The sequence below is a fragment of the Halobellus clavatus genome (assembly GCF_900107195.1).
GTDB classification, from domain to species: Archaea; Halobacteriota; Halobacteria; order Halobacteriales; family Haloferacaceae; genus Haloquadratum; species Haloquadratum clavatum.
On record NZ_FNPB01000002.1, the window covers coordinates 132508 to 158058 of the forward strand.

A 25551-nucleotide genomic window follows, 5' to 3' on the forward strand; every position below is an offset into this window, starting at 1 on the left:
GGGTTCGGAACCGCCCGGCGATCTCACACCTCGTCGCTCGGGGGGCCGGGGTGGCTCTCGTCGGCGTCGGACTCGACGTCGAGCGGGTCCTCCAGTTCGCCCATCACGGCCTCGAAGGCGTCGGTCGCGGTCAGCAGGCCGACCACGGAGCCGTCCTCGACGACGAGTGCGAGCTCTTGATGCTCGACCTGAAACTGGTCGATGGCGTCGCTGAGGCGCGTGTCCGAGGCGAGCGTCATCGGCGGCGCGGCGATCGTCTCGAACGTCGTCTCGCCGTCGCGGAGCGCGTCCACGTTCGCGACGACCGTGGGGACGTAGACGATCCCGCGGAAATCGTCGGGATCCTCGCCGACGAGCGGCAGGCGCGTGTGGGGGTTCGATCCGATCCGGTCGAGATTCGTCTCGACGTCCTGGGCCGTCGAGAGAAACACGACCTCTTCGGCCGACGTCATCACCTCTCCGACCTCCCGCTCGCCGACGTCGAGGGCGTTGATGACCTCTTCTCGGCGCTCATCGGAGATGTCGCCGCGGTCGAGGACCGAGCCGAGTTCGTGCCTGAGATCCGCCCGCGACTCGATCGCGTCGGTTTCGGCTTCCAGCCACGCACCCGTCATTTCCACGCCGAACAGCTTGAGTGTCCACTTCGCGACGCCGTCCCCCACGGCGATGATCGGTGAGATGCCCTTCGCGAAGTAGTACAGCGGCGTCGCGCCGTGGCGAGCGACGAACTTCGAGCGCTCGACGCCGAGGTACGTCGGCGTCTGCTCGCCGTGCGTGAGATGCAGGAGATTGATGATGAGGAACGCGAGGATCCCGCCTGCGCCGATCGACGCGAGGACTGTCGACTGAAAGTACGGCTGGAAGAGCGCCGCTAACGCCGGTTCGGCCACGATCCCGACCGCGATACTGGAGGCGGTGATCCCGACCTGACAGCTCGTGAGGTAGATCTCTAAGTCGTCGGTCATCTCCCACGCCCGCCGCAGGCCGGGTTCGTCGAACTCCGATTCGGTGTACTGTCGGACCCGCGTGAGCGCGAACTCGATGGCGACGAAAAAGCCGTTGGCGAGGATCAACGCGACCCCGGCGAACAGCCGGAGGATCAGCTCGAGGCTGTTCATACTGCCAGCGACGGTCATGTTCGCGACAAATCGAGGGCGCGTCAAATACGTGGGGGTCTCGTCCGGCGCTTGTGGACTGTCGGCGTCACACAAAACCCGTATGTATCGCCGCGGGCCACACACAGGTATGGCCGACTTCGATCCCGAGAAGTTCGAGGACAAGTACGCGAACTACTTCCCCGAACTCCAGCGCGCGTACAAGAACGCCTTCGAGACGATGAACGACGCGTACGACTCCGAACTGATCCACGCGATCGACCAGCAGATCCTCAACGAATCCGAACCGTTCTACGAGGACGGGAGCTTCCGGATCGAACTCCCGGCGGACCCCGAATCGCGCCTGACGGCCGTCATCGTGGACGACGAGAAGCTCTCGACGGTCCTCGAGGAGTACGTCGCAGAACTCAAGCGCCAGCACCGACGTGTCTTCGGTCTCGACGACTCCGAGTGAGCTGTAGTCACTGATGGACGACTCTCTCGTCCGGTTCGGCACCGTCTTCTTCGCCGTCGTGATTGCGGCGGATCTCGTCGCCGCACTGCTGTTTCCGACCGATCCGTCCCGACAGCTGTTCGCGATCGGTGTCGCTGCCGCTGCCGCGCTCCCCCTCGGCTACCTGTTCGTGTACCACGGCGGATACGAACGCCTCTCGACCCTCCTGGACCGATAGCGGATGTCGTCTTCCTCCCCGGGGTCCGCACGCTCCGCTGACGCGGCCCCGCGCGAACCGCGGCCCCCCGGGCGGAGTCAGACGCAAGCTACAACTCCCCCGGGTTCGCTTCCCCTGTATGTTCGCCAGCGTACCCGATATCCTCCGGTTGGTCGTCGTCCCCGTCCTGGGCTGGGCGGCGTGGCGCGACGTCGAGACTCGGCGGGTGCCGAGTCGGACCTGGCTCCCGCTCGTCGTCCTGGGCGTCGTGCTCCTGGCGTGGGACGCCGTCGGCCACCTCTCGCTCGCGACGTCGGCCGATCTCCTCTTCTTCGTTCGCGTCGGGATCAGCCTCTTTCTCGTCGCTCCGATCTCGTATCTGTTCTGGCGCCTCGGCGGGTTCGGCGGGGCGGACGCGAAGGCGCTCATCACGATCGCTGTGCTCTTGCCGACGTTTCCGACTTACTTCTTCGCGGGCTTCACGCTCCCGGTCGTGGTGACGACGCTCGGCGTCTTCTCGATGACCGTCCTCACGAACACCGTCCTGCTCGCGGCCGCGTACCCGCTCGGGATCGCCGGACGCAACCTCCTCGACGGCGACTTCCGCTTCCCGGTCAGTTTCCTCGGCCGCCGGATGGACGTCGCATCGCTTTCGACGGCTCACGGCCGCCTCTATGAGACGCCGGACGGCTTCTCCCGGCACGGGCTCGACCTCGACGCGCTGCGGATGTACCTCCGCTGGCGCGGCGCGTCGTTGTCGGACCTCCGCGCGGCTCCCGACACCTTCCGCGACCCCGCGAGCATCGACGAGACCTACCCCGCGACCGACGGCGCTGTCGGTGACGGCGCCGGTGGCGATGGATCCCAGCCGACAGCCCCCGACAGTGCCGATGCGGCCGACGGGACCGATGCGGCCGATTCCGCCGCGGCGATCGCTGTCGACCCGGACGACGAGTGGGGCGCTGCGGCGTTCCTCGACAGCATCGAGGGAACGGCGTACGGCACGTCGCCGGAGAAACTCCGCGGCGGCCTCGACATCGTCGCCGAGCGCGACGACGTCTGGGTGTCGCCGGGGATCCCGTTCATCGTCCCGATGTTCGTCGGTACCGCCGTCGCGTTCACCTACGGCGACCTGGTCTTCGGGCTCCTCGGCGCGCTCGGAATCGTCTGAGCGGTTCCGGGCGGTCCGCGCGGGAATTTATATCCGATGACGGGGCCAGCGGTCGTATGATCTGTGTGCTCCCTCGCGTCGGGCCGCGGTTGCTCGGCACGCCGGCGCGGGGTCGAATGGGGCGTGCCGACTGTCAGCCACCGGCCGACCGCCGCACGTCGTGCTGATCCGGGCTCCCTGGCAGCAAAAGACCTATCGGCCGTACACGCTTCGGACACAATGATGAGTGAGGACGTCGCGGTCGATTTCGGCGATAGCGGGCTCGTCCCCGCCGTCGCACAGGACGCGGACTCCGGCGAGGTGTTGATGCTGGCGTACGTCTCGCCGGACGCGCTCGAACGGACCCGCGAGACCGGCCGGGCGCACTACTACTCCCGGAGTCGCGAGGAACTCTGGGAGAAGGGCGCGACGAGCGGTCACACCCAGGAAGTCGAGGAGATTCGCGTCGACTGCGACGCCGATACGCTGCTGTATCTCGTCGATCAGTCCGGCGGCGCGTGCCACACGGGCCACCGATCGTGCTTCTACCGGACGATCGACGGCGAGCACGTCGGCGAACAGGTGTTCGACCCCGACGCCGTCTACGAGTAATCGCACCAATGTCCGGATCCGACCCGCCGACGGCGAACGCCGACGCCGCCAGCGACGCGATCGCCGCCCGACTCGACGCGGTCGAGGAGCGCGTCGACGCGCTCGAAACCGCCCGCGAGCGACGCGACTCGGTCGAGGAACGCATCGATGCCGTCGGCGAGGAAGCCGTCGTCGACGCCGCAGACGCCTACCGGAAGGCGGTCCGACTGCTCGATCGGTACGAGGACTCCGCGACCGGAACCGGAGACTTTCAGGCGTACGTCGAGTTCCAGGACAAGTTCCTGGGGCTCGTCGAGGGCCTCGGCGAGTCGGTGCCGGCGCGCGAAGCCTTCGAGGCCGCCGCCGAGCGGATGGACCAGCGCCGCCTCAGCGACGCCGACTTCGAACGCGCTCGCGAGGACCTCGACCCGGCCGCGGAGTACGTCGACCTCTTGGACCGGCGCGAGGACGCGACGGAACGACTCTCGAAGGCCCGCCGGGACGCGAAGCTCCATCTCGATGAACTCGACGCGGATATCGAGGCCCGCTCGGAGATGTTGTCGTTCGCGGATATCGACCTCGACGCCCCGGTCGAAGCGCTTCGCGAGCCGATCCGAGCGTACGACGAGGCTGTCACCGCGGAGTTCGAGTCGTTCTACGAGTCGGCTCCGATCGCCGACGTCGTCGGCTTTCTGGAGCGCGCGGAGTCGTTCCCGCTCGTCGACTTCCGACCGCCGCCGCGGGATCTCAAATCGTTCGTCCGCGAGAGCCCCGACGCCGACGAGCCGATCCCGACCCTGCTTGAGTACGCCGAGTTCACCGGCTCGAAACTCGACCACTACGCCGAGGACCCCGCGGCGCTCCAGACCAACGTCGCGGTCCATCGGACGTATCTCGAGCGCCTGTCGGCTGATCCGCTGACGGTGTCGGTGCCGCCGCCGCCAGCGGGCGAACTCCGCCCCTGGGCTGGGGAAGCGATCTCGCTCCTGAATCGGTTCGCCACGTCCGAGACGATCGCCCGCCTCAGAACGGTCCGAGACCTCACGCGCCGCGCCGACTACGCGGAACTCCGACTCGCCGCACGCGCTCACGAGGAACTCGATAGCGACGAACTCGAGCGCGTCCGCTCGGGCGCGGCGTCGACCGAACTGCAGCGCCTCCGCGACGCCCGCGGTCGGCTCTCGGCGGCGCTCGACGGCGACGTGGCTTCTTCGAGCCACAGCGAGCGCCATTCCGGGGACGAGGCGGGCTGATGGTGGTCGTCTCGGCTCTCGCGTTCGCTGCCGGACTGCTCTGCTTCTACTACGGCGCACGCGCCCTGCAGACCAGACAGGCCGTCGAACGGCTCCGCGCCGACGACGGCTTCGACGCGCTCGCGTGGCTCGAACACCCGGCGGATCGACAGTCGCCGTCGACGATTCCGGACCCTCCCGAGGAGGCGTCGATCGAACGCGGATTCGTCCTCCTCGCGCTGGGGCTCTGTTGCTCGCTGCTCGCCGTGCTGGCGCTCTGATCGGGCCGCGAGGAGTCACTCGGCCGCCGCGTCGCGTGCGTCCCGGAGCGACGCAGCGGCATCCGACGCCAGATCGTCCGCCCGCGAGGGGTCGCCGGCTTCCGCGTAGACTCGCACTTTGGGCTCGGTTCCGGACGGGCGCACGAGCACCCAGGCGTCGCCGTAGTCGAGGCGGTAGCCGTCCTTCGTGTTCGGCTCGGCGTCGGCCGCCTCGGCGTACTGTCGGGCCGCCTCCAGCATCGCGTCGAGTTCGGCTTCGGTCTCGTAGCCGATGTTCACCCGGACGTTCTCGTAGTCGGTGTACGGTTCGATGACGTCGCTCGCGGGCCGATCAGCGACGAGTTCGAGGAAGCGTGCGCCGACGTACGCGCCGTCGCGGACGAGCCAGTGCTCGGGGAAGAAGATCCCGCCGTTGCCCTCGCCCGCGATGGGGACCCGCACGCAGTCGGCTTTGAGTTCGCGGATCCGGGTGATGATGTTCGTCGAGCCGATCGGCGTCAGTTCGAGATCCGCGCCGATCGCCTCGCAGACGTCGACGAGTCGCTGGGAGACATTGACCGCAGCGACGGCCGCATCGCTGGGTTCGAGTTCGGCGGCCGCGAGCGCCGCGAGCGACGCCTCTCCCGAAATGAACTCCCCGCGCTCGTCGACGAAGACGGCGCGATCGGCGTCACCGTCGTGGGCGATCCCGAGGTCGGCGTCGGCCGCACTCACGAGCGATTTGAGGTCTCTCAGGTTCGGTTCGACCGGTTCGGACTGCCGCCCGGGGAAGTGCCCGTCGGGGTTGGCGTTGACCGTGACGACGTCGCAGCCGAGTTCGCGGAAGAACGTCGGGCTGGTCAGCGCGCCCGCGCCGTGCCCGGGATCGACCACGACAGTGAGGTCGGCGGCCGCGATCGCCTCGCGGTCCACCGAGTTCAGCAGGTCCGTCACGTACTCGCGGTTGGCGGTGTCGATCGCTGTCGATTCCCCGACGGTGTCCCACGACGCGTTCGAGAACTCCTCTCCGAGGACGTGGTTCTCGATCCGTTCGAGGTCCTCGACGGCCAGTTCGACGCCGTCGGCGCCGACGAGTTTCACGCCGTTGTACTCCGACGGATTGTGCGAGGCAGTGACCACGATGCCCGGCCGCCCGTTCTTGCCGGCGTACCGGACTGCCGCCGGCGTCGGCGTCGGCCCGAGTCGATCGACGTCGACGCCGACGCTCTCTAAGCCGCTCGTGGCCGCGTTCGCCAGCATCTCGCCGGTCGTCCGGGTGTCGCGGGCGACGACGGCCCGCTCTTCGTCCCAGACGGTCCCCGCCGCCTTGGCGACCCGGAGCACGAACTCGGGCGTGAGACCGTCCCCGACGACCCCCCGAGTCCCACTCGAACCGAACAGTTTCATCGTCGGCACCTCCTCGGCCCGTCGTGAAAGCGGTTGCGAACGCCCGCGGCGGGTGTCGGATGTGAGAGCCGCCCCGGACGCCTACGACTCCCCGCTCGTGGCCGCTCTGAGCTCGGTCCAGGCGGGGACCACCTTGTCCGCCGCCAGGTAGTACGCAAAGTAGAGCGCGACGGCCCCGATGACGGCCGCCCACAACCCGAGTGTCGGTTCGCCGTGCTGCGCCGTCGTCAGTGCGAACTGCTCGATGTAGGCTCCGAGGACCGAGAGTCCCGCGGAGCCGAGGCCGAACGCGAACAACTCGATCAGTTCGGGGGCGAGTTCCAGTGTCGTACTCGTCACAAGACCGAGTCACCGTCGCCTGTGGTGATTGTTTCGGTTCCCCGGCAACTGTCCCGGCGCGTTCGACCGCGCGAACGAAAGCGATATTATGGGCATCGGCTATCTGCCGACTATGGCAGGACGCTACGGCGATCTCGACTATCCGACGCTCACGAAGCGGGGCGTTCTCCTGGGACTCGGCCTGTTCGCAGTCGGTGCCTTCGGCGAATTCGCCCTCGCACACACTGGTGTCGCGGTCCCGGCGTGGGAGCACGCGCTCTTGGTGGACGCGGAGTGGCTCGGCGTGCTTCTCGCGCTGCTTTCGCCCTTCGTCTTCGGGATCCTCCTCCCCCTGACGGAGTGAACGGCCGTTCGGGACCGCTTCGCTCTGGAGACATCGGAGCGCCTCGCTCAGGAGACTTCGGACTGCTCCACTCCGGAGACTTCGGACTGCCCCGCTCCGGAGACTTTAGGCCACTACCACGCCCAGTGGCGACTATGACCGATCCGTTTCCGTCTTTCGAGGTCGTGCCCGCCGTCGATATGCAGGACGGCGAGGTGGTCCAACTCGTCCAGGGCGAACGCGGGACAGAGAAACGCTACGGCGACCCGGTCGATGCCGCTCGCCGGTGGGTCGAAGCGGACGCGGCGACGCTCCACCTGGTGGATCTCGACGGCGCGTTCGAGGGCGAACGGGCGAACGCCGACGCCGTCGAGGCCGTCGTTGAGGCCGTCGACGTCCCGGTCCAGTTGGGCGGCGGCATCCGGACGTTCGCGGACGCGGCCGACCTGCTCGACCGCGGCGTCGAACGCGTCATCCTCGGCACGGCGGCCGTCGAAGACCCCGACCTGGTCGGAGCGATCGCCGACTCCTACCCCGGCCGCGTGATGGTGAGTCTCGACGCGAAAGACGGCGAGGTCGTCGTCTCGGGGTGGACCGAGGGCACCGGTCTCGACCCCGCGGAGGCTGCCGCCCGCTACGCGGATCTCGGCGCGGGAGCGATCCTCTTCACCGACGTCGACGTCGAGGGCCAGCACGACGGTGTTCAAGCCGACGTGACCCGAGACGTCGTCGAGGCCGTCGACATCCCCGTCGTCGCCTCCGGTGGCGTCGCGTCGCTCGACGACGTCCGGACGCTCCGGGCGGCTGGTGCCGCGGCCGTGGTCGTTGGGACCGCGCTCTACGAGGGCACGTTCAGTCTCGAAGCCGCGATGGACGTCTGAGTCGAACGTGCGTGACCGCGGCGATCGCGGTGAGCCCGACGAGCATCGCGCCGAGACCGGTCACGACTCCCGAATTCGAGAGCAGTAGCACGGTGCCGAGCGCGAGCGCGTAGGTCCCGAGGACGATTCCCTTTATCGCCATCGTCCCCACTGTTACACGGTCACAATATCAATCCCCGGAAGACGTGCGTCGGACGTTCGCCGGACGGCGCCGCATCTAGCGGGTAGCGACGGCGATTCGGCCGACTCGACGGCGCGCTTACTCCGTTCGTTCGCGGATCTTCTCGCGACCGGGGGCGATCAGTTCGTTCAGGTAGGTCGCGAGGGCGCCCTTCGCGTCCGCAGGGTGGAGTTCGCCGGATTCGAGGTCGTCTTCGAGGTTCTGGTACAACTCGTAACTCAGGTCTCCGCCGTACTGCTCGGGCCGCTCGACGACGACTTCGCCGAACCGTGGGAAGACGTGGTACTCGAAGATCTGTAACACGGGGTTCTCCCGTTCTTCGCCCTCGTCGGTCGGGTCGGGATCCGCTGTCGGCGGACAGTACGCGTCGTTGACCTTCTCCTCGATTTCGGCCTCGGAGTCCTCCATCGAAATCGAAACGCCCGTCGAGGTCGACATCTTCCCCACGCCGGTCGTCAGATCGGCGATCAGCGGCGTGTGGAGACAGGTCGGCGAGTCGGCGTCGATGCTCGGGAGCGTGTCGCGGGCGAGCATGTGGACTTTCCGCTGTTCCATCCCACCGATAGCGAGGTCGACGTCGAGATAGACGATGTCGAGCGCCTGCATCAGTGGGTACACCGCCTGCGCGACGGTCGCGGTGTCGCCGCCGGCGATCTCGGCCATCGCGCGCTCGGCCCGCGAGAGTGACGTTTCCAGTTCGAGCGCGTGCAGATCCAGGATGTACTCCTCGTCGAGTTGGTAGCGGGAGCCAAGCACGAACTCCGTTTGAGACTCCTCGAGCCCGTACGCGACGAACTGCTCTTGCATCCGGGTCGCGGTCTCGCGGATCTCCGCGAAGGTCCCCTTGCCGTTGAGGTACGCGTGGACGTCGGCCAGGAGGACGACGACCTCGAAGCCCGCCTCCTGCAGTTCGATGAGCTTGTTCGCCGTCAGCATATGGCCGATGTGGAGGACGCCCGAGGGTTCGTACCCGACGTACGCTCGCTTTCCGTCCGGGGAGTCGGCTAGCGCGCGCACTTCGGCTTCGGTGACCACCTCGGAGACGTTCCGGGTGATCTGTTCGTAGGCGTCCATACAGGCCAGAAGTCCCGACGCCGGCATATGACTTCTGGGTTGAGGGCGAGCCGCCGCCCCGCCCCGTCCGGTCCCGACCGGAAAGCGTCATATCTGTCCGGCCCCAAGTCGGGTCGATGGCAACGACCCGTTCGCCGCTCGTCCTCCTCGGAGGGCTGGTCGCCGTGGCGTTCGTCCCGCTGTTCGCGATGTGGCTCGTCATCGCCGACGTCGGGACGCTCGTGTACTTCTTCGCCTTCGCGCTCTACTTCATCGTGGCCCACGTCGTGCTCCCGGGATGGGTGTATCTCGACGCGAACGGCCGCGGGAGCGACGCGCCGCTGACGTGGACCGGCATCACGTTCCTCCTCCCGTTCGTCGGGTTCGTCGCGTACTACTTCCTCGGACAACCCGAGGCTCCGCACCGGACAGACGCCGACGCTCGCCCGCCATAGGCCCGTGACTGCAATCGCCTCTCGAGCCACCGACGCCTCTACGTGGGCTCCGGGTGAACGAAGACTGTGCCCGCCGACTCCGTCCGCACGAAACGCGGCACTGCCCGATTCACGCCCGACGCCGTTCGCTTCGAGGAGTCGTTCGTCGGCTCCCTCCGGAGCCTCTCCCGCGACTACTGGCGCAGCGACTCGTGGTCGCAGCGCGCCGTGTTCGTCGGCTACGTCTTCGGACTGCTCTACGGCGTCGGCTGGTTCGTCACCACCGTCGCGAGCGGCGATTTCGGTATCATCGCAATCGTCGTCGCCGTCGTCCTATTTCTCTGGCTCGCGGATTTCCTCCGGGGCTTTCGGTCGCCCGACCGGATTCCACTCGTGGACATCGAATCCGTCACGGCGGTCTCCGGGGTGAAGGGCCTCACTCGCCCGCGCCTCGTCGTCACGTTTACTGACGACGGGGCGATCCGGAAGCGGCGGGTGACTCTCCCCTCGCGGTACACAGAACAGGGTGACGCCGGCTACGAGCGCGCGATCGCGGCCTTCGAGCAACGTGGCTTCGAGGTCACCCGTGGATCCGCTTAACGGGACTCGCTGCGGGTCTCCGCGCGATGTTCGGAGATGATCTGATCGACCATCGACGCCTTCTGCTCCTTCCGGCGCGCTTCGGCCCGCCGCTCCCAGTCTTCGATTGCAGCCTCGACGTCGGCCTCGCTGGCGACCGCGAGTTCGTCGACCTCCTGGATCGCGACGTCGTCGGCCGGCGCGACGGGGATCTCGTGCTCGAAGAGGATGCGGTCGGCGACGTCTGAGAGGTCGCCGCCGGACCGGAGGACGACCCGCGGCTCGATGTCGGCCAAGCGGCGGGCTGTCGAGCGCCCCGCTCCGGAGGCGTCTCGGAGGTAGACCACGTCGCCGGCGGCGAGGCCGTACTGTTGGTTGGCGGTCTCGATGGCGTCGCGGGTGAACTGCTCGATGACCTTGACCGAGACGAGGTCGCCGTCGGTGTCGACGTCGGCGAAGTTCGAGTGGTCCAGCTTCCAGAGGCGCTTGAGGCGTTCGAGTTTCTCGTCGAGGGCCTCGTTTTCCTCCTCTAGGGTATCGATCCGCCGCTCTAAGCGGTCGTTCTCGCGTTCGAGGCGCTTCACCTCGCGTCGCTCTCTGGCCTCGCGTCGCTCCTCGCGCTTGGCCTCCGAGAGCTGTTCCTCGTACTCCTCGATTTCGGCCTCGCGCTCCTCGATCGTCTCGTCGAGATCGTCGATGTGCGACTCCAGGCGCTCGACCCGGGTTCGGAGCCGGCGGATCTCCTCTTCCTCTTCAGTGAGATCACGCTCGTGGTGCTCTGATTCGGGTTCCTCGTCGTCTTCGTCGTCCGCGAGATCACGCAGGACGGCCTCGACGGATTCCTCGCCGGCGACGACGCGGGCGATCACCTCGCCGCGCTCGAGATTCGGCGGCACTTTCTCGGAGATCCGCTCGATCTGGTCCTCGTGATCGTCGAACGCGAACAGCGCCGCCGCGAGGGCGTCTCGCTGGTGGTCGTTCTCGTAGGAGGTGTCGCGCGTCCGGTGGAGTTTCTCGTCGATCGGGAGATCCGAATTCGGCGTCCACGCGGCCGCGTCGAAGCTCCGCCGGAACTTCTCGACGGTCTCGGGCATCGGCGTCACGTCGGCCGCGACGACGACCGGCCGCCCTCGCTCGATCAGCCACTCGATGACGTCCGCGGTGTCGGCTGTTCGCGTCGAGTACACGTCGAGGACGCTGCCGTCGAGGCCGACGACTGCGGCCGCAGTGGTGGTCCCCGGGTCGATCCCGACGAACACGTGATCGCGGCGCTTCACCAGCGGTTCGAACTCGATCCCGTCGCGCCGCTCGCGCTCGATCTCGATCCGCGTGTCGCCGGAGCGCCCCTCCGAGACCGGGATGTCGCTCGGCGGCGCTTCGACGGTGAAGACGGCGTTGGCGTACCCGCCGTACTTCTCTGTCACGTCGACCTCGAACGCCAGGTCGGCCTGTTCGAGCCGGTCTTTGACCTCCCGCGTGCGCCGCTTCACCGACCCGTGGATCCGGCGGGTGTAGCGATCCTGACTCCAGCCGCCCTTGCCGGTCGAACGCCCCCGAGAGACCTTCAGGGACGTGGTGTCGCCGAATGCGGTCACCTCGTGGCCGACGTTCGCGGCCGCCAGGCGCGCCGCCGCCTCGGCCTCTTTCATCGGCTTCTTGCCGTACGGGACGCCGTGCCTGGAGGCGACGCGCGAGAGCGGTTCGGGCCGCTCCGCGCCGGTCACCTGCACCAGCGTCGTCGCTTCGGGGATCGTCCGCAAGAAGTGGACGAGCGCGTCCTTGTCGGCCGCGAGTTCGTACATATTGTCCGTCGCCAACATCGCCGGCTCCTCGCGGTCGAGCAGGCGGCGGAGCTTTCGATAGGAGACGACGTCGCGGTCGACGTTCTCGCCATCGAAGGCGACGAGGGCATAAGAGGGCGAGTCACCTCGGACGTCACCGCTCTGAATGTCGACGCCGAAGACGAGAGAGTCGAGAGCGCTCGTCCGGTCGTTCACGCCAGTGGGTTGGTCGCGTGCGGATATATATGCCACGCCGGTCCGCCTGCGAGCGTTTATATCCGATCACGAGGCCATCCCCGCCGTGATCTGACCGCTCTCCCGCGCCGGTCCGCGGTTGTCCGGCACGCCCGCGCGGGTCGACGACGCCGGCTGTTCGCCATCCTCTCTGAGCGACTGCTACTTTTCGGCGTCCGGGTAGGGAATCTCGAACGTCCGGCCGTCGTCGGGGACGAACGCCGTCTCCCCGTCGAATGCTTCCTTCGCCTCCCGCTCGATCGGCCCGGCGTCTCCGGCATATCGCGAGGAGATGTGGGTGAGCGCGAGCCGCGTCGCCCCTGCGCGGTTGGCGATCTCGGCCGCCTCCCTCGCGGTCGAATGGCCCGTCTGTCGCGCCCGCTCCGCCCACTCCGCGCCGAAGGTGGCGTCGTGGATCAGCAGATCCGGCTCCGCGGCGGCCTCGACGGCGGCGTCGACCGGTCGGCTGTCTCCCGTGTAGACGAATCTTCGACCCGGTCGCGGGTCGCCGACGACCTGCTCGGGCTCGATCACGGTCCCGTCATCAAGCTCCACGGCTTCGCCGTTGTGGAGGCGCCCGAACTTCGGGCCGACCGGGACGCCGAGCTCCTCGGCTTTCTCCCGGTCGAATCGGCCGCGGCGGTCGTCCTCGACGAGCGCGTAGCCCATCGAACTCGCGTTTCGGTGTTCGGTCGCGAACGTCCGGACCTCGTAGCCGTCCCCGTCGAGTGCGACGCCGCCGGGCCGGACCTCGTGGACGTTGACCGGGAAGCTGGGGCGGTAGCCGCCGGCTTCGACGAGGTCCTTCAGGTGGCCCTTCGAGCCGGGCGGGCCGTGGATCGCGATCGGCGCCTCCCGGTCGTTGAAATCGAGTGTCTGGATCAGGCCGGGGATCCCGAGGACGTGATCGCCGTGGAGGTGCGTAACGAACACGTGCGCGACGGCGAATCCGGTTCCGAACCGCATCATTTGTCGCTGCGTGCCTTCGCCGCAGTCGAACAGCAACCGCTCACCCTCCCGCTCGACGAGAAACGCGCTCGGTGCCCGTTCGGTCGTCGGTACGGCCCCGCCCGTCCCGAGGAACGTCACGCGCATCGACATACGCCTCCTCCGTGACCGCGGGGTAAACCCGTGTCGAATCCGCCGGGAGCTCCGGGGAGGATCGCTTCCGCCAGTGCCCACCGGTCGGTACATCTTAGTGCAGCTCTCACCACACGCCCGGTATGGACGGGCGTCGTGACACCGATTCGCCGTGGTGGACGAACCCCACCCCGGCGGACTCGGACGACCCGGTCGTCGCCGCCACCGCACTCCTCGTGCTCGGCGCCGGCCTCGGCTCGCTGTTCGGCGTCCCGATCCTCGCCGCAGTCGACTTCTGGGTGTTCTTCGCCATCGGGTATGCGGTCGTCGTCCCGCTCGTGTCGCTGCTCCGCGGCCACCGTGTGAGCGGAGCTGACACCGCCCGATCCCCCGCGGACGCGACCGTCGATCAGCCGGCCGACGGACGCGATCGGGTGTCGACCGACGCCGCCGACGGAGAGGTCGACGCCGCGCTCTCTCGTCTCCGCGACCGCTACGCGCGCGGTGACCTCTCCGAGGCCCAGTTCGAGCACAAACTGGAGGTGCTCTTAGCGACCGATACGCCGGAGCACGCGCGAGAGCGGGTCGAGCGCGAGGGCACCGCTCGTTCTGAGGATCTCGACGGCGTGGACTCCGGAGATCCGGCGCGCGAACCCGAACGCGACTCCGAGCATCGGTGAGGCGTCCGCCCGCCGACGTCCGGTCGCCCGAGAGGGAGAGTTTCTTACCCCCCGACCGACTACTCGCGGTCGATGGACGCGCCCCTGTGGACGGAGACGCACGCGCCGTCGCTCACGGACCTCCCGCAGGCGGAGGTCCGCGAGCGGCTGGCTCGCACCGTCGACGAACCGATGAACCTCGTCGTCCAAGGGCCGCCGGGCGTCGGCAAGACGGCGGCCGTTCGCGCGCTCGCGAGCGAGGCGCACGAGGATCCCGACGCCGATCTGACCGAGATCAACGTCGCCGACTTCTTCACCCGGAGCAAAAAAGAAATCCGCGAGGATCCGCGGTTCTCGCGGTTTCTCCAGGGACAGACGGCGTTCTCGAAGCAGTACCGCCGGGGCGGGCAGGAAAACAAGTACAAGCGCCAGTGGTCCAAGCGCGATATGATCTCTCACGTGATGCAGGAACTCGCCTCCTACAAGCCGGCCTCGGGGACGTACAAGACGGTCCTGCTGGACAACGCCGAAACGATCCGCGAGGACTTCCAGCAGGCGCTTCGCCGCGTGATGGAGCAGTATCACGAGAGCACCCAGTTCGTGCTCGCGACCCGCCAACCCTCGAAGCTGATCCCGGCGATCCGCTCGCGGTGCTTCCCCGTTCCGGTCCGTGCGCCGACGACCGACGAGATCGAATCCGTCCTCGCGCAGATCGCCGAACGGGAGGACGTCGAGGCCGACGCGATGGCGCTGAACCTCGTCGCCTCGAAGGCCGACGGCGACCTCCGGTATGCCGTTCTCGCCGCCCAGCACGCGGCCGTCGAGGGCGAGGGTGCGATCACCGTCGACTCGGCCCAGACTGCGCTCTCGGAGGTGGGCCACGAGGACGACCTGAAGGCCGTCCTCGACGCCGCGGCGGCGGGCGAGATCAGCGACGCCCGCGATCAGGTGACCGAACTGATCGACGACGACGGTTTCGACGGCCAGGAGTTGCTCTCGGAACTCCTCGGAGTCGCCGACACCTACCCGGAGTCGTTCGGGGAAGCGAATCTGATCCGCCTCCACCGACTGGCGGGGCAGGTCGACCTCGACCTCGCGGAGGGCAACGATGGCCGGCTTCACATCACCCACCTGCTGGCGGCGTGGGCCGGCGGACGAGACGAACTCGACGGGGAGGCGCTGGTCTGACCGATGCGATTCGCTCCGGGCGCGCGACGGTTCGCGATCCCCGCGTTCGCAGCGGCCGCGCTCCTCGCACCGGTAGCCTTCCCGCTGTCGCTTCTCGCACTCGCGGCCGGTGGATTCGTCGCCTGGTTCTTCCGTGACCCCGAGCGGCAGCCCTCGGGGCCGGGCGTGGTCTCGCCGGCGGACGGCCGCGTCTCCGTCGTCCGCGCGGAGGGCGATCAGTTCCGCGTGGGCGTGTTTATGAACGTCACCGACGTCCACGTGAACCGCGCCCCATTCGACGGGACCGTCGAGGGCGTCACCCACCGCTCGGGCAAGCACTTACCGGCCTTCTCGAAGGAATCGGAGCGCAACGAGCGCGTCGACGTCGCCGTCGAGACGGACGACGGTCCCGCCGAAGTCTCGCTCATCGCCGGCGCGTTCGCGCGGCGCATCCACCCGTACGTTCGGGCGGGCGAGGACCTCACCCGGGCCCAGCGGATCGGCCATATCGACTTCGGCTCGCGCGCCGACGTGTTGCTACCGCCCGCGTACGACCGCGAGGACCTTCTCGTTGCCGAGGGCGACCGCGTCCGCGCCGGCGAGTCGATCGTCGCCGCGACGGATCGATAGCCGACGAACCGGGCGCGCTGCTGGACGAACTCCGCTCAGATGGCCCAGCACACAGAGGGCGTATCAGCGGCCTGCTTGGTGGTCGTAGCGCTCGACCAACACCTGGAGCCACCAGAGTTTCAGGCCGACGCTGACGGCGACGCCGAGCGTCGCTCCTCCCGGCGATTGTCGCCACGCAGCGTACAGCGCGTACACGAATCCGAGCGCACCGACAGTGTTGTACACGTTCGGGTGGCCGAGTCCGACCGTCCGGTTCGTTTCCTCCTCGATCCACCACTGCTCGGCGAGGACGGCGCGAGTCATCCACGCGTCTTCGGTTTCGGGCGGCGGGAACAGGAACGGATTGACGACCGTCCACACGAGCGCGACCCCGAGCAGCCGCCAACTGCGGCGATAGATCGCGTAGACGATGAGGGCGCCTAACGGGATCCGGGTCCACCCGCTCTTCGGGTTCGAGTGACGGGCCCAGAACCGCTCGTCGAACTGCTCTGTGATACCACTCATCATACTCGGCGCTTCGGCGGCCGCACACATAATCTTAGGCGGAATCGGAGGCCTACCTACTCAGCAGTCGGCTGCAGGCGGATTTCCGGGAAGCGAGGAGAAATCCAGTTGCATAAGTGAGGCGTATCGCCCGGCGGCACCGTCGCTACCCTTTGCTCCGACTCCGAACACAACGGAGGTAGTCATCGCCTCCGTCGCCTGGTCGCGATCGGGCGGTACGCCGGTCGCTTACCGGTGCACCGTGTCCTCAGCGGACGGGAGCATCCACCGAAGTTCCTCGACGGGTTGCTGATACACGACGGTGACCGGCTTATCTACGAGCCGAATGACCTTGTCGGCGGTACTGCCGAGCAGCATCTCTTCGACCCCGCCGAGCCCACGGGAACCGATCACCACGAGGTCGATGTCGTTCTCCTCGACGTAGTTTTGAATCTGTTTGTGCGCGATTCCGATGACGACCGCCGTCTCGACGTCGAGGCCGGCATCTCTCGCGACCTCCGCGGCCTCCTCGGTGATTTTCTCGCCGTACTCGCCGTACTCCTCGCGTTTGGCTTCCTGCTCGCCGGTTATCGGGACGATCTTCGCCTCGAACTCGTCCACCACGTGCAGCACGTGGACAGTGGCGTCGATCTCGGCCGCGAGTTTGATTCCTTCCTCGACCGCGTTTGCCGCCTGTTCGCTCCCATCGGTGGGAATCAGGAGGTTGTCGTAGCTCATATTTAGAAATTTTAACAATAAACTAATTAAATGTACTGCTCGGTTCGCAGCGGCTCGTAATGGCCGGGTACGCTCCGACACACAGAGCGAACGAGCGACGAATCGGTTGAGACGGGCTCGGTTCGGGCCGGCGCCGCCTACGCGCGTCTGAGGACGTGGACGTGGCGGTCGAGTGACCGGTGGACGCGTCGCTCGAAGCGGGCGTCGACCGCCCACCCGGCGTCTTCGGCCTCGGCGCTCCACGAGCGATCGGCGACGAGGACGCACGACGGGGCGATCCGCGCCGCCTCCTCCAGCGCCCCCGCGACCAGATCCGAGAGGTCGTGTCCGGCGATCTTCGACTGCCGGCCGTACGGGGCGTCGAAGACGACGGCGTCGGCGGCGTCGGCGGCGAACGGGAGTCCGGTCGCGTCGCCGCGGACGACGTGCCAGTCCGCGTCGGCGTCGAGGTAGTGGCCGAGGTTCTCGGTCGCCCCCGTCGCCATCTTCGCCTGCGCGTCGGTGCCGACGGCGCGCGCGCCGACGAGTCCGGCCTCGACGAGCAAGCCGCCGGTTCCGCACATCGGATCGACGACCGTCGCATCCGGGAGTGCGGGCCCCGCAGCGAGGTTGACGTACGCCCGGGCGTCCATCGGGGCCATACTGCCCGGCTGGAAGAACGGGCGGTCGGTCGGCGCGCGCGACCCGAAGGCTGCCTCGCGCTCGGCGACTGCCCAGCCGACGAGACAGACGTCTTCGGCGAAACAGACCCGGAGCACGTGGTCGGGATCGTCGAGATCGACCGCGAAACCGCGATCGACGAGAACGGTTCCGAGGGCGCGTTCCGCGTCGGCCGTGCTCACGTCAGCAGTGGATCGGACGTTGCGGGCCCGAACCGCGACCGTCCCGGCGCGGTCGAACGACGCGGCTTCGAGCACCGCGACTGCGCTCGCGACGTCGGCGTCCGTCCGGCCGACGAGTTCGGACGCGCCGCGGGTGTACGCGAGCGTCGGCACGCCATCGACCCGGATCCCGCGGGCGGTCGCGAGGCCGGGTGCGACGCGCTCGACGGCCGAGGCGGCGGCCCGTTCGGCCTCGAGGGCCGCGAACCGCTCGTCGGTCGCCTCCCCCGCCAGTTCCAGGTAGTACACGCTCGGACCTCGCGCTCGCCGTCAATCAGGGTATCGAAACGCGCACCCGCCACCGCTGGGTGCGGATTCGTCGAGGTCGCAACCGCGCGCTCGGACCCGGGATCGGTGTCCCCCGTGTGCCCGAACGAGTCGGTGACGCGGCGCACCAACCTTTTTAAACCTTAAATACGTCGTTTAAGTCGTCTATGAGCGATCCCAAGGACACAATCAACATCGAAAACGTCGTCGCCTCCACGGGGATCGGCCAGGAGCTCGACCTCCAGAGCGTCGCGATGGACCTCGAAGGCGCGGACTACGACCCCGAGCAGTTCCCCGGCCTCGTCTATCGGACCCAGAACCCCAAATCGGCGGCCCTCATCTTCCGCTCCGGCAAGATCGTCTGCACCGGGGCGAAATCGACCGACGACGTACACGAGAGTCTCCACATCGTCTTCGACGAACTCCGGGACCTCCGGATCCCCGTCGACGACGACCCCGAGATCACGGTCCAGAACATCGTCACCTCTGCCGATCTGGGCCGGAATCTCAACCTCAACGCCATCGCCATCGGTCTCGGCCTCGAGAACATCGAGTACGAGCCCGAACAGTTCCCCGGTCTGGTCTACCGCCTCGATGAGCCCTCCGTCGTCGCTCTTCTCTTCGGCTCCGGCAAACTCGTTATCACCGGCGGCAAGGAGCCCGACGACGCCCGCGAGGCCGTCGACGTCATCACGTCTCGACTGAGTGAACTCGGCCTGCTCGAGGACTGAGGCGCTCGCTTCTCCATGTCGCTTCCGCTCCAGTCTACGCCGGGGACGCCGCTGGCGATTGCCGGCACGTTCGCCTCACTCGCGGTCTTCCTCTCGATCACCGCACACATCGCCGCGCGAAACGTCCTCGGTGACGTCCCCGTCCGGAACGCGTTCGTGGTCGGACCCGTCCCGGCGGCCGTGAGCTTCCTCGTGGCGACGTTCGCGCGCACCAACACGCCGGTGCTCTTTCTCGGCCTCGGTCTCGCGCTCGCCCTCGACGGGGTTGCGATCCACTACCTGTACGACCGCACGCCGCGGCTCTCGGCGTACATCACGCTCATCCACTTCGTCGTCAGCGTCATCCTCGGGACGGTCCTGTTCGGCATTCTGGCCATCATCCAGAGCGCCCCCGGGTGAGGCGCGCGCCGCTCGCTCCCGATCGCCTCACTCGACGAGGCGCTCGATCTCGGTCACCAGAATCCCCGACGCCCCGACCTCCTTCAGGTCGTTGACGACCTCGAAGACGTCGCTCTCGTCGACGACGACGTGGACGGCGACGGTGTCGTCGCCGGCGACGTCCATCACCGTCGGCCCGCCGAGGCCCGGGATGACCTCGCGGACGGCGTCGAGTTTCTCGCTGGGGACGTTCATCATCACGTAGCGTTTGTCTTCGGCGTCGAGGACGGACTCGAAGGCGGTCACGAGCTGGGTCACCTTCGGATCGTCGACGTAGTCCGGATGGGCGTAGAGCCGGACCGACGACTCGAGCACCTCGTCGATCACCCCGAGTCGGTTCATCCGCAGCGTCGTGCCCGTCGAGGTGATGTCGACGATGGCGTCGGCCATCTCGACGTGCGGGGTCAGTTCGGTCGCGCCGGTCACCTCGACGACGTCGGCGTCGATTCCGTGCTCCTGCAGATACTCCCGCGTGATCCGCGGGAACTCGGTCGCGATGCTTCCACCCGCGAGGTCGTCGGGGGCTTCGATCGCCCCGTCCTCCGGCGCGGCCAGGACGAGTCGGCAGCGACCGAAGCCCAGATCGACCAGTTCGACCAGGTCGCGCCCGGATTCGACGACCTGATCGCGGCCGGTGATCCCCACCGCGGCGGCTCCGTCCCAGACGTACTCCGGGATGTCCGCTGCGCGGGCGAACAGGACGGTCACCTCGGGATCGACGGTATCGGCGTAGAGTTTCCGGCTCGCGGCGCTCTCGATGTGGAGTCCGGCACGTTCCAGAAGGTCGACGCTCGGATCGTGCAGGCGGCCCTTGTTGGGGACGGCGATGCGCATACGTGCGCCTCACGCGCCCGCGACGTACCACTTTCGCTCCCCGGCCGTGTCCCTACCCAGCCGCGTCCTCCCCCCGCGTCACCCCGGCCGCGTCGATTCCGTCTGCTCCACGGTCGCTCTCGCGCCCGCGCGCTCGACGACTACGAGATCTGCGCTGCGGGCACAATTAGGTCTGCTTTCGAGGCACAACGATCATAGGCGCACGCGTCGATGCGCCACTATGACCGACACCGACGGCGACGCGGACGGCGGCGCGACCCGTGAGGCCGCCGTCTCACGCGAGACGGACGAGACGACCATCGACGTCACGCTCGCGATCGACGGCGACGGCGACAGCGCGGTCGAGACGGGCGTCGGCTTCTTCGATCACATGCTGGCGTCCTTCGCCAAGCACGGGCTGTTCGATCTGACCGTCCGCTGTGACGGCGATCTGGAGATCGACGACCACCACACCGTCGAGGACGTCGCGATCGTGCTGGGCGAGGCCTTCGCCGAGGCGCTCGGCGACAAGCGCGGGATCGTCCGGTACGCCGACCGACGGGTCCCCCTCGACGAGGCAGTCGCGGGCGTCGTCGTCGACGTGAGCGGCCGGCCGCACTTCGAGTTCGAGGGGTCGTTCTCCCAGCCCGAGATCGGCGACTTCACGAGCGATATGGCGCGACACTTCGCGTACTCGCTGGCGATGAACGCTGGCTTGACGCTACACGCCGAGGTCGACGGTGTCAACGCCCACCACGAGGTCGAGGCGCTGTTCAAAGCGCTCGCGCGCTCGCTCGACGACGCCACGCGGCTCGACCCCCGGCGCAGTGACACCCCCAGTACGAAGGGCGAACTGTAGTCCTACACCCGGTAGAGTTTCTCGCCGTCGTCTTCAAGCAGGTCGCGCTCGACCGCGTACGCGATGATCTCGTCGACGTGGCTCGCCTCGATGTCGTACGCGCTCGTTGCGAGTTCGACGAGCTCGTACCGCTCGACGGGGAATTCGCGGTTCCCGAGCAGCCGCATCACCGTTCGGAAGTCCTCCGGTTCGTCGGCGTCGTCTGGAGCGGCGGGGGTCTCATCACTGGCGTCGTCTGGAGCGGCGGGGGTCACATCGTCAGCGTCGTCTGAATCGGCGGCGGCCACACCGTCAGCCTCCCCCGAGTCCCGCTCGGCGGCCGGCGCGTCGACTCGATCCTCGCTCGGACCGCCGCCCGCCTCCCGGCCGGGACTCCCGGGTGGGCCGTCTCCCGAGCGGTCGCCGTCGATCCCCGCCGGCTCCTCGACCGCCGACCGCGTCCGTCCGTTCGCTGGGCTTCCCGTCGCCTGATCGCTGTCGTCCGATTCGGCGTCGGGATCGCCGTCTGGACCTTCCCATTCCCCGCTCGCTCGCTCTTCACTCCCGTCGTCGTGCCCGGAGCCGACGTCGGGTATCCTGCCGGCCCCCTCGGACATCGACGTTCCGCGCGGGTCGTCGTCTGCGAACGAGTCCGTCGGATCCACGTCCGATCCCGACCTGACCGGGTCGTCGGCCGGCGCGTCCCGACGCCCGGCTCGGTGTTCGCTCTCGTCCGGTTCGACGCCGAGCCGGGACAGCAGCGGCGTGAGCACGGCCTCCAGGGTATCGAGACAGTCGTCACAGAGGACGACGCGCCGCTGTTCGGCCTCCGTCGGCGACAGTTCCGGGGGCACGACCTCGTAGATGCCCGCCGCCTCGCCGTCGCAGAAATCGCACGTTCGGAGTTGACGCATCGGCATACGTCGTTTCTCTGCGGGCGCGCCGATAAAACCCGCCGGCAGGCGTTCGGTCCGCGCCTCGGGACCGGGCTGTGCCACCGCCGCCGATCCACCGCGACTACGCGGTCTCGACAGGGCCGCCGCGCTCGGTCCACTCCGTCAGGCTCCCCTCGTAGAAGCCGACGTCCTCGTACCCGAGCGACCGCAGGACGACGTAGGTGTGACTGATCCGCCGCGCGGTGTTACAGTACAGCAGCACCCGGCGAACGGGCGTGATTCCGGCATCGTCGAGGATCGAGCGCAGTTCGGCTTCGGGCTTCAGGCCGCGGGTCTCGTCGTCGACGAGGTCGCGCCAGTCGACGTTGACCGCGTCGGGGAGGTGCCCCTCGTCGTACTCGCGGGGCTCGCGCGTGTCGACGATGACTGTGCCGTCGTCGTCGAGCGCCTCGGCGACGGTCTCGTACTCGACGAGCGGGGAGTGCGCGGGTTCGCGGACCACGTAGTCAGTCGTCGCGCGCGCCGGCGCGTCCGACGTCGTCTCGTGCGCCTGGTTCCACGCGCTGTAGTCGCCGTCGAGGAGGTGGAGTCGATCGGGCGGATGGCCGTACAACTCGGCAGTGACCAGAAACCGGGCGGCGAAGACGCCGTGGGTGTCGTCGTAGGCGACGAGGTGGTCTTCGGGGCCGACGCCGGCCGCAGACAGGAGCGACTCCCAGGTCTCTGCTCCCGGGAGCATCCCTTCGTCGCCCGTCTCGCTGCGGAACTCCGCGAACGGCACCGACGCCGCCCCCGGCACGTGGCCGATGCCGTCGAACTCCCAGCCGTCGCGGACGTCGATCACGCTCGTCTCTTCGTCTCCGAGCCGGTCGGCGAGCCACGCGGCCGACACGACGACGTTCTCGTACATACGCATCCGTTCGAGAGACCCGACCTTCAACGTGGCCGATTCGGCCACTGCTCGCCCGGTGTCAGAGAAACCAGAAAATATTGCCTTATATTTGCCACGTGCGTTCACCGTCACCTTCCGAGGCGACGCCCATCCACCGCCGGGAGTGGGCCGGAAGGTTTTCACCGGCAAAATTTTCTTGATAATGGGAGGACGGGCAGTACGCGCCGTAGTTGTGGGGATTATACGGGATGGGGCCATAGAAGGGAACGCAATGACAGACGACGGCTACGCGAAAGACGTGCTCGTCTCCCCCGAGTGGGTAGAGGAGCGACTCGACGAGTTCCAGAGCGACGACCCCGCCCACCGACTGGTGGAGGTCGACGTGGACACCGAAGCGTACGATGAGAGCCACGCGCCCGGCGCGATCGGCTTCAACTGGGAGAGCCAACTTCAGGATCAGACCAACCGTGACATTCTCGACAAGGACGACTTCGAGGACCTGCTGGGCAGCCACGGGATCTCCGAGGACTCGACGGTGGTCCTCTACGGCGACAACTCGAACTGGTTCGCCGCCTACACCTACTGGCAGTTCAAGTACTACGGCCACGACGACGTCCGACTCCTGAACGGCGGTCGCGACTACTGGATCGACAACGACTATCCGACCACCGACGAGGTCCCCGACTTCTCCACCGTCGACTACACGGCGAAGGGGCCGTTCGAGTCGATTCGCGCGTACCGCGACGACGTCGAGCACGCGGTCGACGAGGGACTGCCGCTCGTCGACGTCCGCTCGCCCGAGGAGTTCCGCGGCGACATCCTCGCCCCGCCGGGACTGCAGGAGACGGCCCAGCGCGGCGGTCACATCCCCGGTGCGGAGAACATCTCGTGGGCGGCGACCGTCAACGACGACGGGACGTTCAAGACCCGCGATGAACTCGAAGAACTCTACGCCGACCAGGACATCGACGGCTCCGAGACCACCGTCGCCTACTGCCGGATCGGCGAGCGCTCGTCGATCGCGTGGTTCGCGCTGCACGAACTGCTCGGCTACGACGAAGTCGTCAACTACGACGGCTCCTGGACCGAGTGGGGCAACCTCGTGGGCGCACCGATCGAGACCGGCGACGCCGAATAACCGGGGAGACGGTCCCCTGAGGCACCGGTAGCGACTGTTTTATTTCTTCTCCGTACTCCGTCACCCTCCGAGGACGACCGACGCGATCGCGGGCGTGAGGAACGCCTCCACGAGCGCGGCGACGACGAACAGCGGAACCAGGCCCAAGAGTACCCGGTACGCGTGGCGGATGGCCCGGGCGACCTCGCCGTCGTCGCGACGGCCGCGGAGTGCGCCCACGCCGACGAAGCCCAACCGGAGTCCCACGGCCCCGCCGACGACGATCGACGGGATCTCGATCACGCCGTGCGGCGCGACCAGCGCCAGGAAGGCCACCGGTTCGAAGACGCCGCCGACCGCGCCCACGATCAGCCCGTTGAATCCGAGGTTCACGACGGCTGGAATCCCGGCGGCGAGGCCGCTGTAGGCCAAGCCCACCGCGACCAGCCAGTTGTTCACCGCGAGGTTCACCGCGGTGCCGAGGGGGCCGAACGCCCCGCTGCCGAAGACGTTGCCCACGTCGCCGCCGACCGGCAGCGCGACGCCGATCGAGGCGGTCGCGAGCCAGCCGATCACGCCACCCGCGACGACGCACCCGAGCGAAACGAGGTTGGCGACCGGACGGTCGCGCACGAATCCGCCGACGGCCCGCAGGCCACCCCCGAACGCCGCACGTGCTCTGTCACCCAGTGGCGTCGGATCCGGATCGGGCGGGAGCGTCGTCTCGGCGTACAGCGAGGTCTTGACTCCGTCGAGGATCGGCGGGACGACCACGACGCCGAGGAGTCCGGTCACGCGGTTCGCCCCCACGACTGACCCGATCGCGGCGGCAGTCACAGTCAGGACGACGGTGCCAGCCCCGACCGCGACGTAGCCGAGGAACGCGACCGGGCGAGCGATCGGGAACTGGACGCTCGCCCGGACCGCAGCGAGCGCGCCGGCGTCGTCGACGACGACCGCCTGCTCGGCGAAGGCGAAGAGCAGCACGACCGCGAGCACGAGCAGTGCACCGATCAGCGTCCCGAGCACGGCGATGCCGACCGCGACGAGCGATCCGCCGATCGAGGCCGCATTCGCCGATCCGCTCGCGGACGCACCCAGGACGGCACCGGCCGTTCCGGCAACGACCCCTCCCACGGGGACGACGACCGCCGCGAGCGCGAGGAGGAACAACACCCGGACGCCGAGGATCGAGCGCCAGTACGTCCGCGCGCTCTCTACGGCCGCTCTGACGCCGTCGCGGTCGCGGAGCAGGCCGAGGATCCCACCGACTGCGGCCGCGCTCCCGAGCGCCGATGCGACGAGACCGAGCACGATCGCCACGAGCACGCCGACGAGCACGAGTGCGACGGTTTCGGGCATCAGAAGGCCCGCGACGGCGTCGCCGAGTTCGCTATCGATCATTTCGGGGCTGAGTTCGCCGGGGGCGGCCACGTCGCCGCCGCGCTCAGCGTCCGGCGCTGACTGGATCTGGCGCAACAGGTCGGCGAACGGATCCAACCGACCACTCGCGGCTGCCAGCCACACGGCGATCAGACCGGCCAGCAGTAACGGGACGCGGGCGACGCCGTAGAGACCGCTCACGAGGAGATACACCGGGAGTACCGACGCCGACCGCTCGGAGAGCAGCCGCCAGCCGGTCCGGAGGGCGTTGGAGGGCTTCACGTCAGACGAGTGGGGGGCGAGCGGCATAGTGGTTCGGCCGCAGTCGA

General features: G+C 68.1%; 31 protein-coding genes. 17 read left to right on the top strand and 14 right to left on the bottom strand.

Annotation, left to right across the window (positions count from 1 at the left end; all coding sequences use genetic code 11):
* Positions 1-23: 23 nt before the first annotated feature.
* Positions 24-1118, bottom strand: coding sequence for a CNNM domain-containing protein (locus BLU74_RS04115; protein ID WP_089766063.1), 1095 nt, complete (start codon positions 1116-1118; stop codon positions 24-26).
* 127 nt (positions 1119-1245) lie between these two features.
* On the opposite strand from BLU74_RS04115, the gene BLU74_RS04120 reads away from it, so the two are divergent.
* The 6 genes from BLU74_RS04120 to BLU74_RS04145 all read left to right on the top strand — a co-directional run bounded on the left by BLU74_RS04120 (position 1246) and on the right by BLU74_RS04145 (position 5019).
* Positions 1246-1569, top strand: a complete 324-nt coding sequence (locus tag BLU74_RS04120) for a DUF5783 family protein (protein WP_089765522.1) — start codon at positions 1246-1248, stop codon at positions 1567-1569.
* A 13-nt stretch (positions 1570-1582) separates the two neighbouring features.
* Positions 1583-1786, top strand: a complete 204-nt coding sequence (locus BLU74_RS04125; protein WP_089765524.1) for a hypothetical protein — start codon at positions 1583-1585, stop codon at positions 1784-1786.
* Positions 1787-1904: 118 nt separating this feature from the next.
* Positions 1905-2936, top strand: coding sequence for an A24 family peptidase (locus BLU74_RS04130; protein WP_089765526.1), 1032 nt, complete (start codon positions 1905-1907; stop codon positions 2934-2936).
* A 222-nt stretch (positions 2937-3158) separates the two neighbouring features.
* Positions 3159-3527 (top strand): phosphoribosyl-AMP cyclohydrolase, encoded by a 369-nt coding sequence (hisI, locus tag BLU74_RS04135; RefSeq protein ID WP_089766065.1) that lies wholly within the window; start codon positions 3159-3161, stop codon positions 3525-3527.
* An 8-nt stretch (positions 3528-3535) separates the two neighbouring features.
* Complete coding sequence (locus BLU74_RS04140) at positions 3536-4759, top strand: DUF7118 family protein (protein WP_245705726.1); 1224 nt, start codon at positions 3536-3538, stop codon at positions 4757-4759.
* On the top strand, positions 4759-5019 hold the full coding sequence (locus BLU74_RS04145; RefSeq protein ID WP_089765528.1) for a hypothetical protein: 261 nt from the start codon (positions 4759-4761) through the stop codon (positions 5017-5019). Before BLU74_RS04140 ends, BLU74_RS04145 begins: the two co-directional genes overlap by 1 nt.
* Positions 5020-5034: 15 nt before the next feature.
* Here BLU74_RS04145 and glmM read toward each other — a convergent pair whose 3' ends face one another.
* Together glmM and BLU74_RS04155 are read right to left on the bottom strand one after the other, a co-directional pair.
* Positions 5035-6405: a phosphoglucosamine mutase gene (glmM, locus tag BLU74_RS04150; protein WP_089765530.1), complete on the bottom strand. Its 1371-nt coding sequence runs from the start codon at positions 6403-6405 to the stop codon at positions 5035-5037.
* Between the two features lie 81 nt (positions 6406-6486).
* Positions 6487-6744, bottom strand: coding sequence for a DUF8151 family protein (locus tag BLU74_RS04155; RefSeq protein WP_089765532.1), 258 nt, complete (start codon positions 6742-6744; stop codon positions 6487-6489).
* Between the two features lie 112 nt (positions 6745-6856).
* Between BLU74_RS04155 and BLU74_RS04160 the strand changes: the two genes are divergently transcribed.
* Both BLU74_RS04160 and hisA read left to right on the top strand, forming a co-directional pair.
* Positions 6857-7087 carry a DUF7860 family protein gene (locus BLU74_RS04160; RefSeq protein ID WP_089766069.1) on the top strand — a complete coding sequence of 77 codons (231 nt, stop codon included), beginning with the start codon at positions 6857-6859 and terminating at the stop codon, positions 7085-7087.
* A gap of 134 nt (positions 7088-7221) precedes the next feature.
* Positions 7222-7947 (top strand): 1-(5-phosphoribosyl)-5-[(5-phosphoribosylamino)methylideneamino]imidazole-4-carboxamide isomerase, encoded by a 726-nt coding sequence (gene hisA / locus BLU74_RS04165; protein ID WP_089765534.1) that lies wholly within the window; start codon positions 7222-7224, stop codon positions 7945-7947.
* On the opposite strand, the gene BLU74_RS18825 is transcribed toward hisA, so the two are convergent.
* Complete coding sequence (locus tag BLU74_RS18825; protein ID WP_175454562.1) at positions 7919-8089, bottom strand: hypothetical protein; 171 nt, start codon at positions 8087-8089, stop codon at positions 7919-7921. The genes hisA and BLU74_RS18825 overlap by 29 nt on opposite strands.
* A gap of 117 nt (positions 8090-8206) precedes the next feature.
* Entirely contained in the window at positions 8207-9202 is a 996-nt protein-coding gene (locus tag BLU74_RS04170) for a tyrosine--tRNA ligase (protein WP_089765536.1), read from the bottom strand.
* Positions 9203-9318: 116 nt separating this feature from the next.
* Between BLU74_RS04170 and BLU74_RS04175 the strand changes: the two genes are divergently transcribed.
* Positions 9319-9636 (top strand): PLDc N-terminal domain-containing protein, encoded by a 318-nt coding sequence (locus BLU74_RS04175; protein WP_089765538.1) that lies wholly within the window; start codon positions 9319-9321, stop codon positions 9634-9636.
* Between the two features lie 66 nt (positions 9637-9702).
* A complete protein-coding gene (locus BLU74_RS04180; RefSeq protein ID WP_089765540.1) occupies positions 9703-10215 on the top strand; it encodes a hypothetical protein in 513 nt (170 codons plus the stop codon).
* Here BLU74_RS04180 and BLU74_RS04185 read toward each other — a convergent pair.
* Positions 10212-12191 carry a DUF460 domain-containing protein gene (locus BLU74_RS04185; RefSeq protein WP_089765542.1) on the bottom strand — a complete coding sequence of 660 codons (1980 nt, stop codon included), beginning with the start codon at positions 12189-12191 and terminating at the stop codon, positions 10212-10214. The genes BLU74_RS04180 and BLU74_RS04185 overlap by 4 nt on opposite strands.
* A 180-nt stretch (positions 12192-12371) precedes the next feature.
* Positions 12372-13304, bottom strand: coding sequence for a ribonuclease Z (rnz, locus tag BLU74_RS04190; protein WP_175454576.1), 933 nt, complete (start codon positions 13302-13304; stop codon positions 12372-12374).
* Between the two features lie 128 nt (positions 13305-13432).
* Between rnz and BLU74_RS04195 the strand changes: the two genes are divergently transcribed.
* The 3 genes from BLU74_RS04195 (at position 13433) to BLU74_RS04205 (ending at position 15745) form a co-directional block, all read left to right on the top strand.
* Complete coding sequence (locus BLU74_RS04195; RefSeq protein ID WP_089765546.1) at positions 13433-13969, top strand: SHOCT domain-containing protein; 537 nt, start codon at positions 13433-13435, stop codon at positions 13967-13969.
* 72 nt (positions 13970-14041) lie between these two features.
* The gene (locus BLU74_RS04200) at positions 14042-15136 is read left to right on the top strand and encodes an AAA family ATPase (protein ID WP_089765548.1); all 1095 of its coding nucleotides are present in this window, start codon (positions 14042-14044) and stop codon (positions 15134-15136) included.
* A 3-nt stretch (positions 15137-15139) separates the two neighbouring features.
* Complete coding sequence (locus BLU74_RS04205; protein ID WP_089765550.1) at positions 15140-15745, top strand: protein sorting system archaetidylserine decarboxylase; 606 nt, start codon at positions 15140-15142, stop codon at positions 15743-15745.
* Between the two features lie 63 nt (positions 15746-15808).
* Here the strand turns inward: BLU74_RS04205 and BLU74_RS04210 are convergent, their stop codons facing one another.
* The 3 genes from BLU74_RS04210 to BLU74_RS04220 form a co-directional block, all read right to left on the bottom strand.
* Entirely contained in the window at positions 15809-16252 is a 444-nt protein-coding gene (locus tag BLU74_RS04210) for a DUF6653 family protein (protein ID WP_089766071.1), read from the bottom strand.
* Between the two features lie 225 nt (positions 16253-16477).
* Positions 16478-16966 (bottom strand): universal stress protein, encoded by a 489-nt coding sequence (locus BLU74_RS04215; RefSeq protein ID WP_089765552.1) that lies wholly within the window; start codon positions 16964-16966, stop codon positions 16478-16480.
* Positions 16967-17103: 137 nt separating this feature from the next.
* Positions 17104-18087 (bottom strand): methyltransferase domain-containing protein, encoded by a 984-nt coding sequence (locus tag BLU74_RS04220; protein ID WP_089766073.1) that lies wholly within the window; start codon positions 18085-18087, stop codon positions 17104-17106.
* 194 nt (positions 18088-18281) lie between these two features.
* Here BLU74_RS04220 and BLU74_RS04225 point away from each other — a divergent pair, with 194 nt between their 5' ends.
* On the top strand, positions 18282-18845 hold the full coding sequence (locus tag BLU74_RS04225; RefSeq protein ID WP_089765554.1) for a TATA-box-binding protein: 564 nt from the start codon (positions 18282-18284) through the stop codon (positions 18843-18845).
* Positions 18846-18860: 15 nt separating this feature from the next.
* Positions 18861-19244, top strand: coding sequence for a DUF7473 family protein (locus tag BLU74_RS04230; protein WP_089765557.1), 384 nt, complete (start codon positions 18861-18863; stop codon positions 19242-19244).
* Between the two features lie 27 nt (positions 19245-19271).
* Here the strand turns inward: BLU74_RS04230 and hisG are convergent, their stop codons facing one another.
* A complete protein-coding gene (gene hisG / locus BLU74_RS04235) occupies positions 19272-20117 on the bottom strand; it encodes an ATP phosphoribosyltransferase (protein ID WP_089765558.1) in 846 nt (281 codons plus the stop codon).
* 220 nt (positions 20118-20337) lie between these two features.
* Between hisG and hisB the strand changes: the two genes are divergently transcribed.
* Positions 20338-20955, top strand: a complete 618-nt coding sequence (gene hisB / locus BLU74_RS04240) for an imidazoleglycerol-phosphate dehydratase HisB (RefSeq protein WP_089765560.1) — start codon at positions 20338-20340, stop codon at positions 20953-20955.
* A gap of 2 nt (positions 20956-20957) precedes the next feature.
* Here hisB and BLU74_RS04245 read toward each other — a convergent pair whose 3' ends face one another.
* Together BLU74_RS04245 and BLU74_RS04250 are read right to left on the bottom strand one after the other, a co-directional pair.
* The gene (locus BLU74_RS04245) at positions 20958-21854 is read right to left on the bottom strand and encodes a hypothetical protein (RefSeq protein ID WP_089765562.1); all 897 of its coding nucleotides are present in this window, start codon (positions 21852-21854) and stop codon (positions 20958-20960) included.
* A gap of 97 nt (positions 21855-21951) precedes the next feature.
* Positions 21952-22740: a sulfurtransferase gene (locus BLU74_RS04250; protein ID WP_089766075.1), complete on the bottom strand. Its 789-nt coding sequence runs from the start codon at positions 22738-22740 to the stop codon at positions 21952-21954.
* Positions 22741-22993: 253 nt separating this feature from the next.
* Here BLU74_RS04250 and BLU74_RS04255 point away from each other — a divergent pair, with 253 nt between their 5' ends.
* Entirely contained in the window at positions 22994-23860 is an 867-nt protein-coding gene (locus BLU74_RS04255) for a sulfurtransferase (RefSeq protein ID WP_089765564.1), read from the top strand.
* Between the two features lie 60 nt (positions 23861-23920).
* Here the strand turns inward: BLU74_RS04255 and BLU74_RS04260 are convergent, their stop codons facing one another.
* Positions 23921-25504, bottom strand: coding sequence for a stage II sporulation protein M (locus BLU74_RS04260; protein WP_245705728.1), 1584 nt, complete (start codon positions 25502-25504; stop codon positions 23921-23923).
* Positions 25505-25551: the final 47 nt, after the last annotated feature.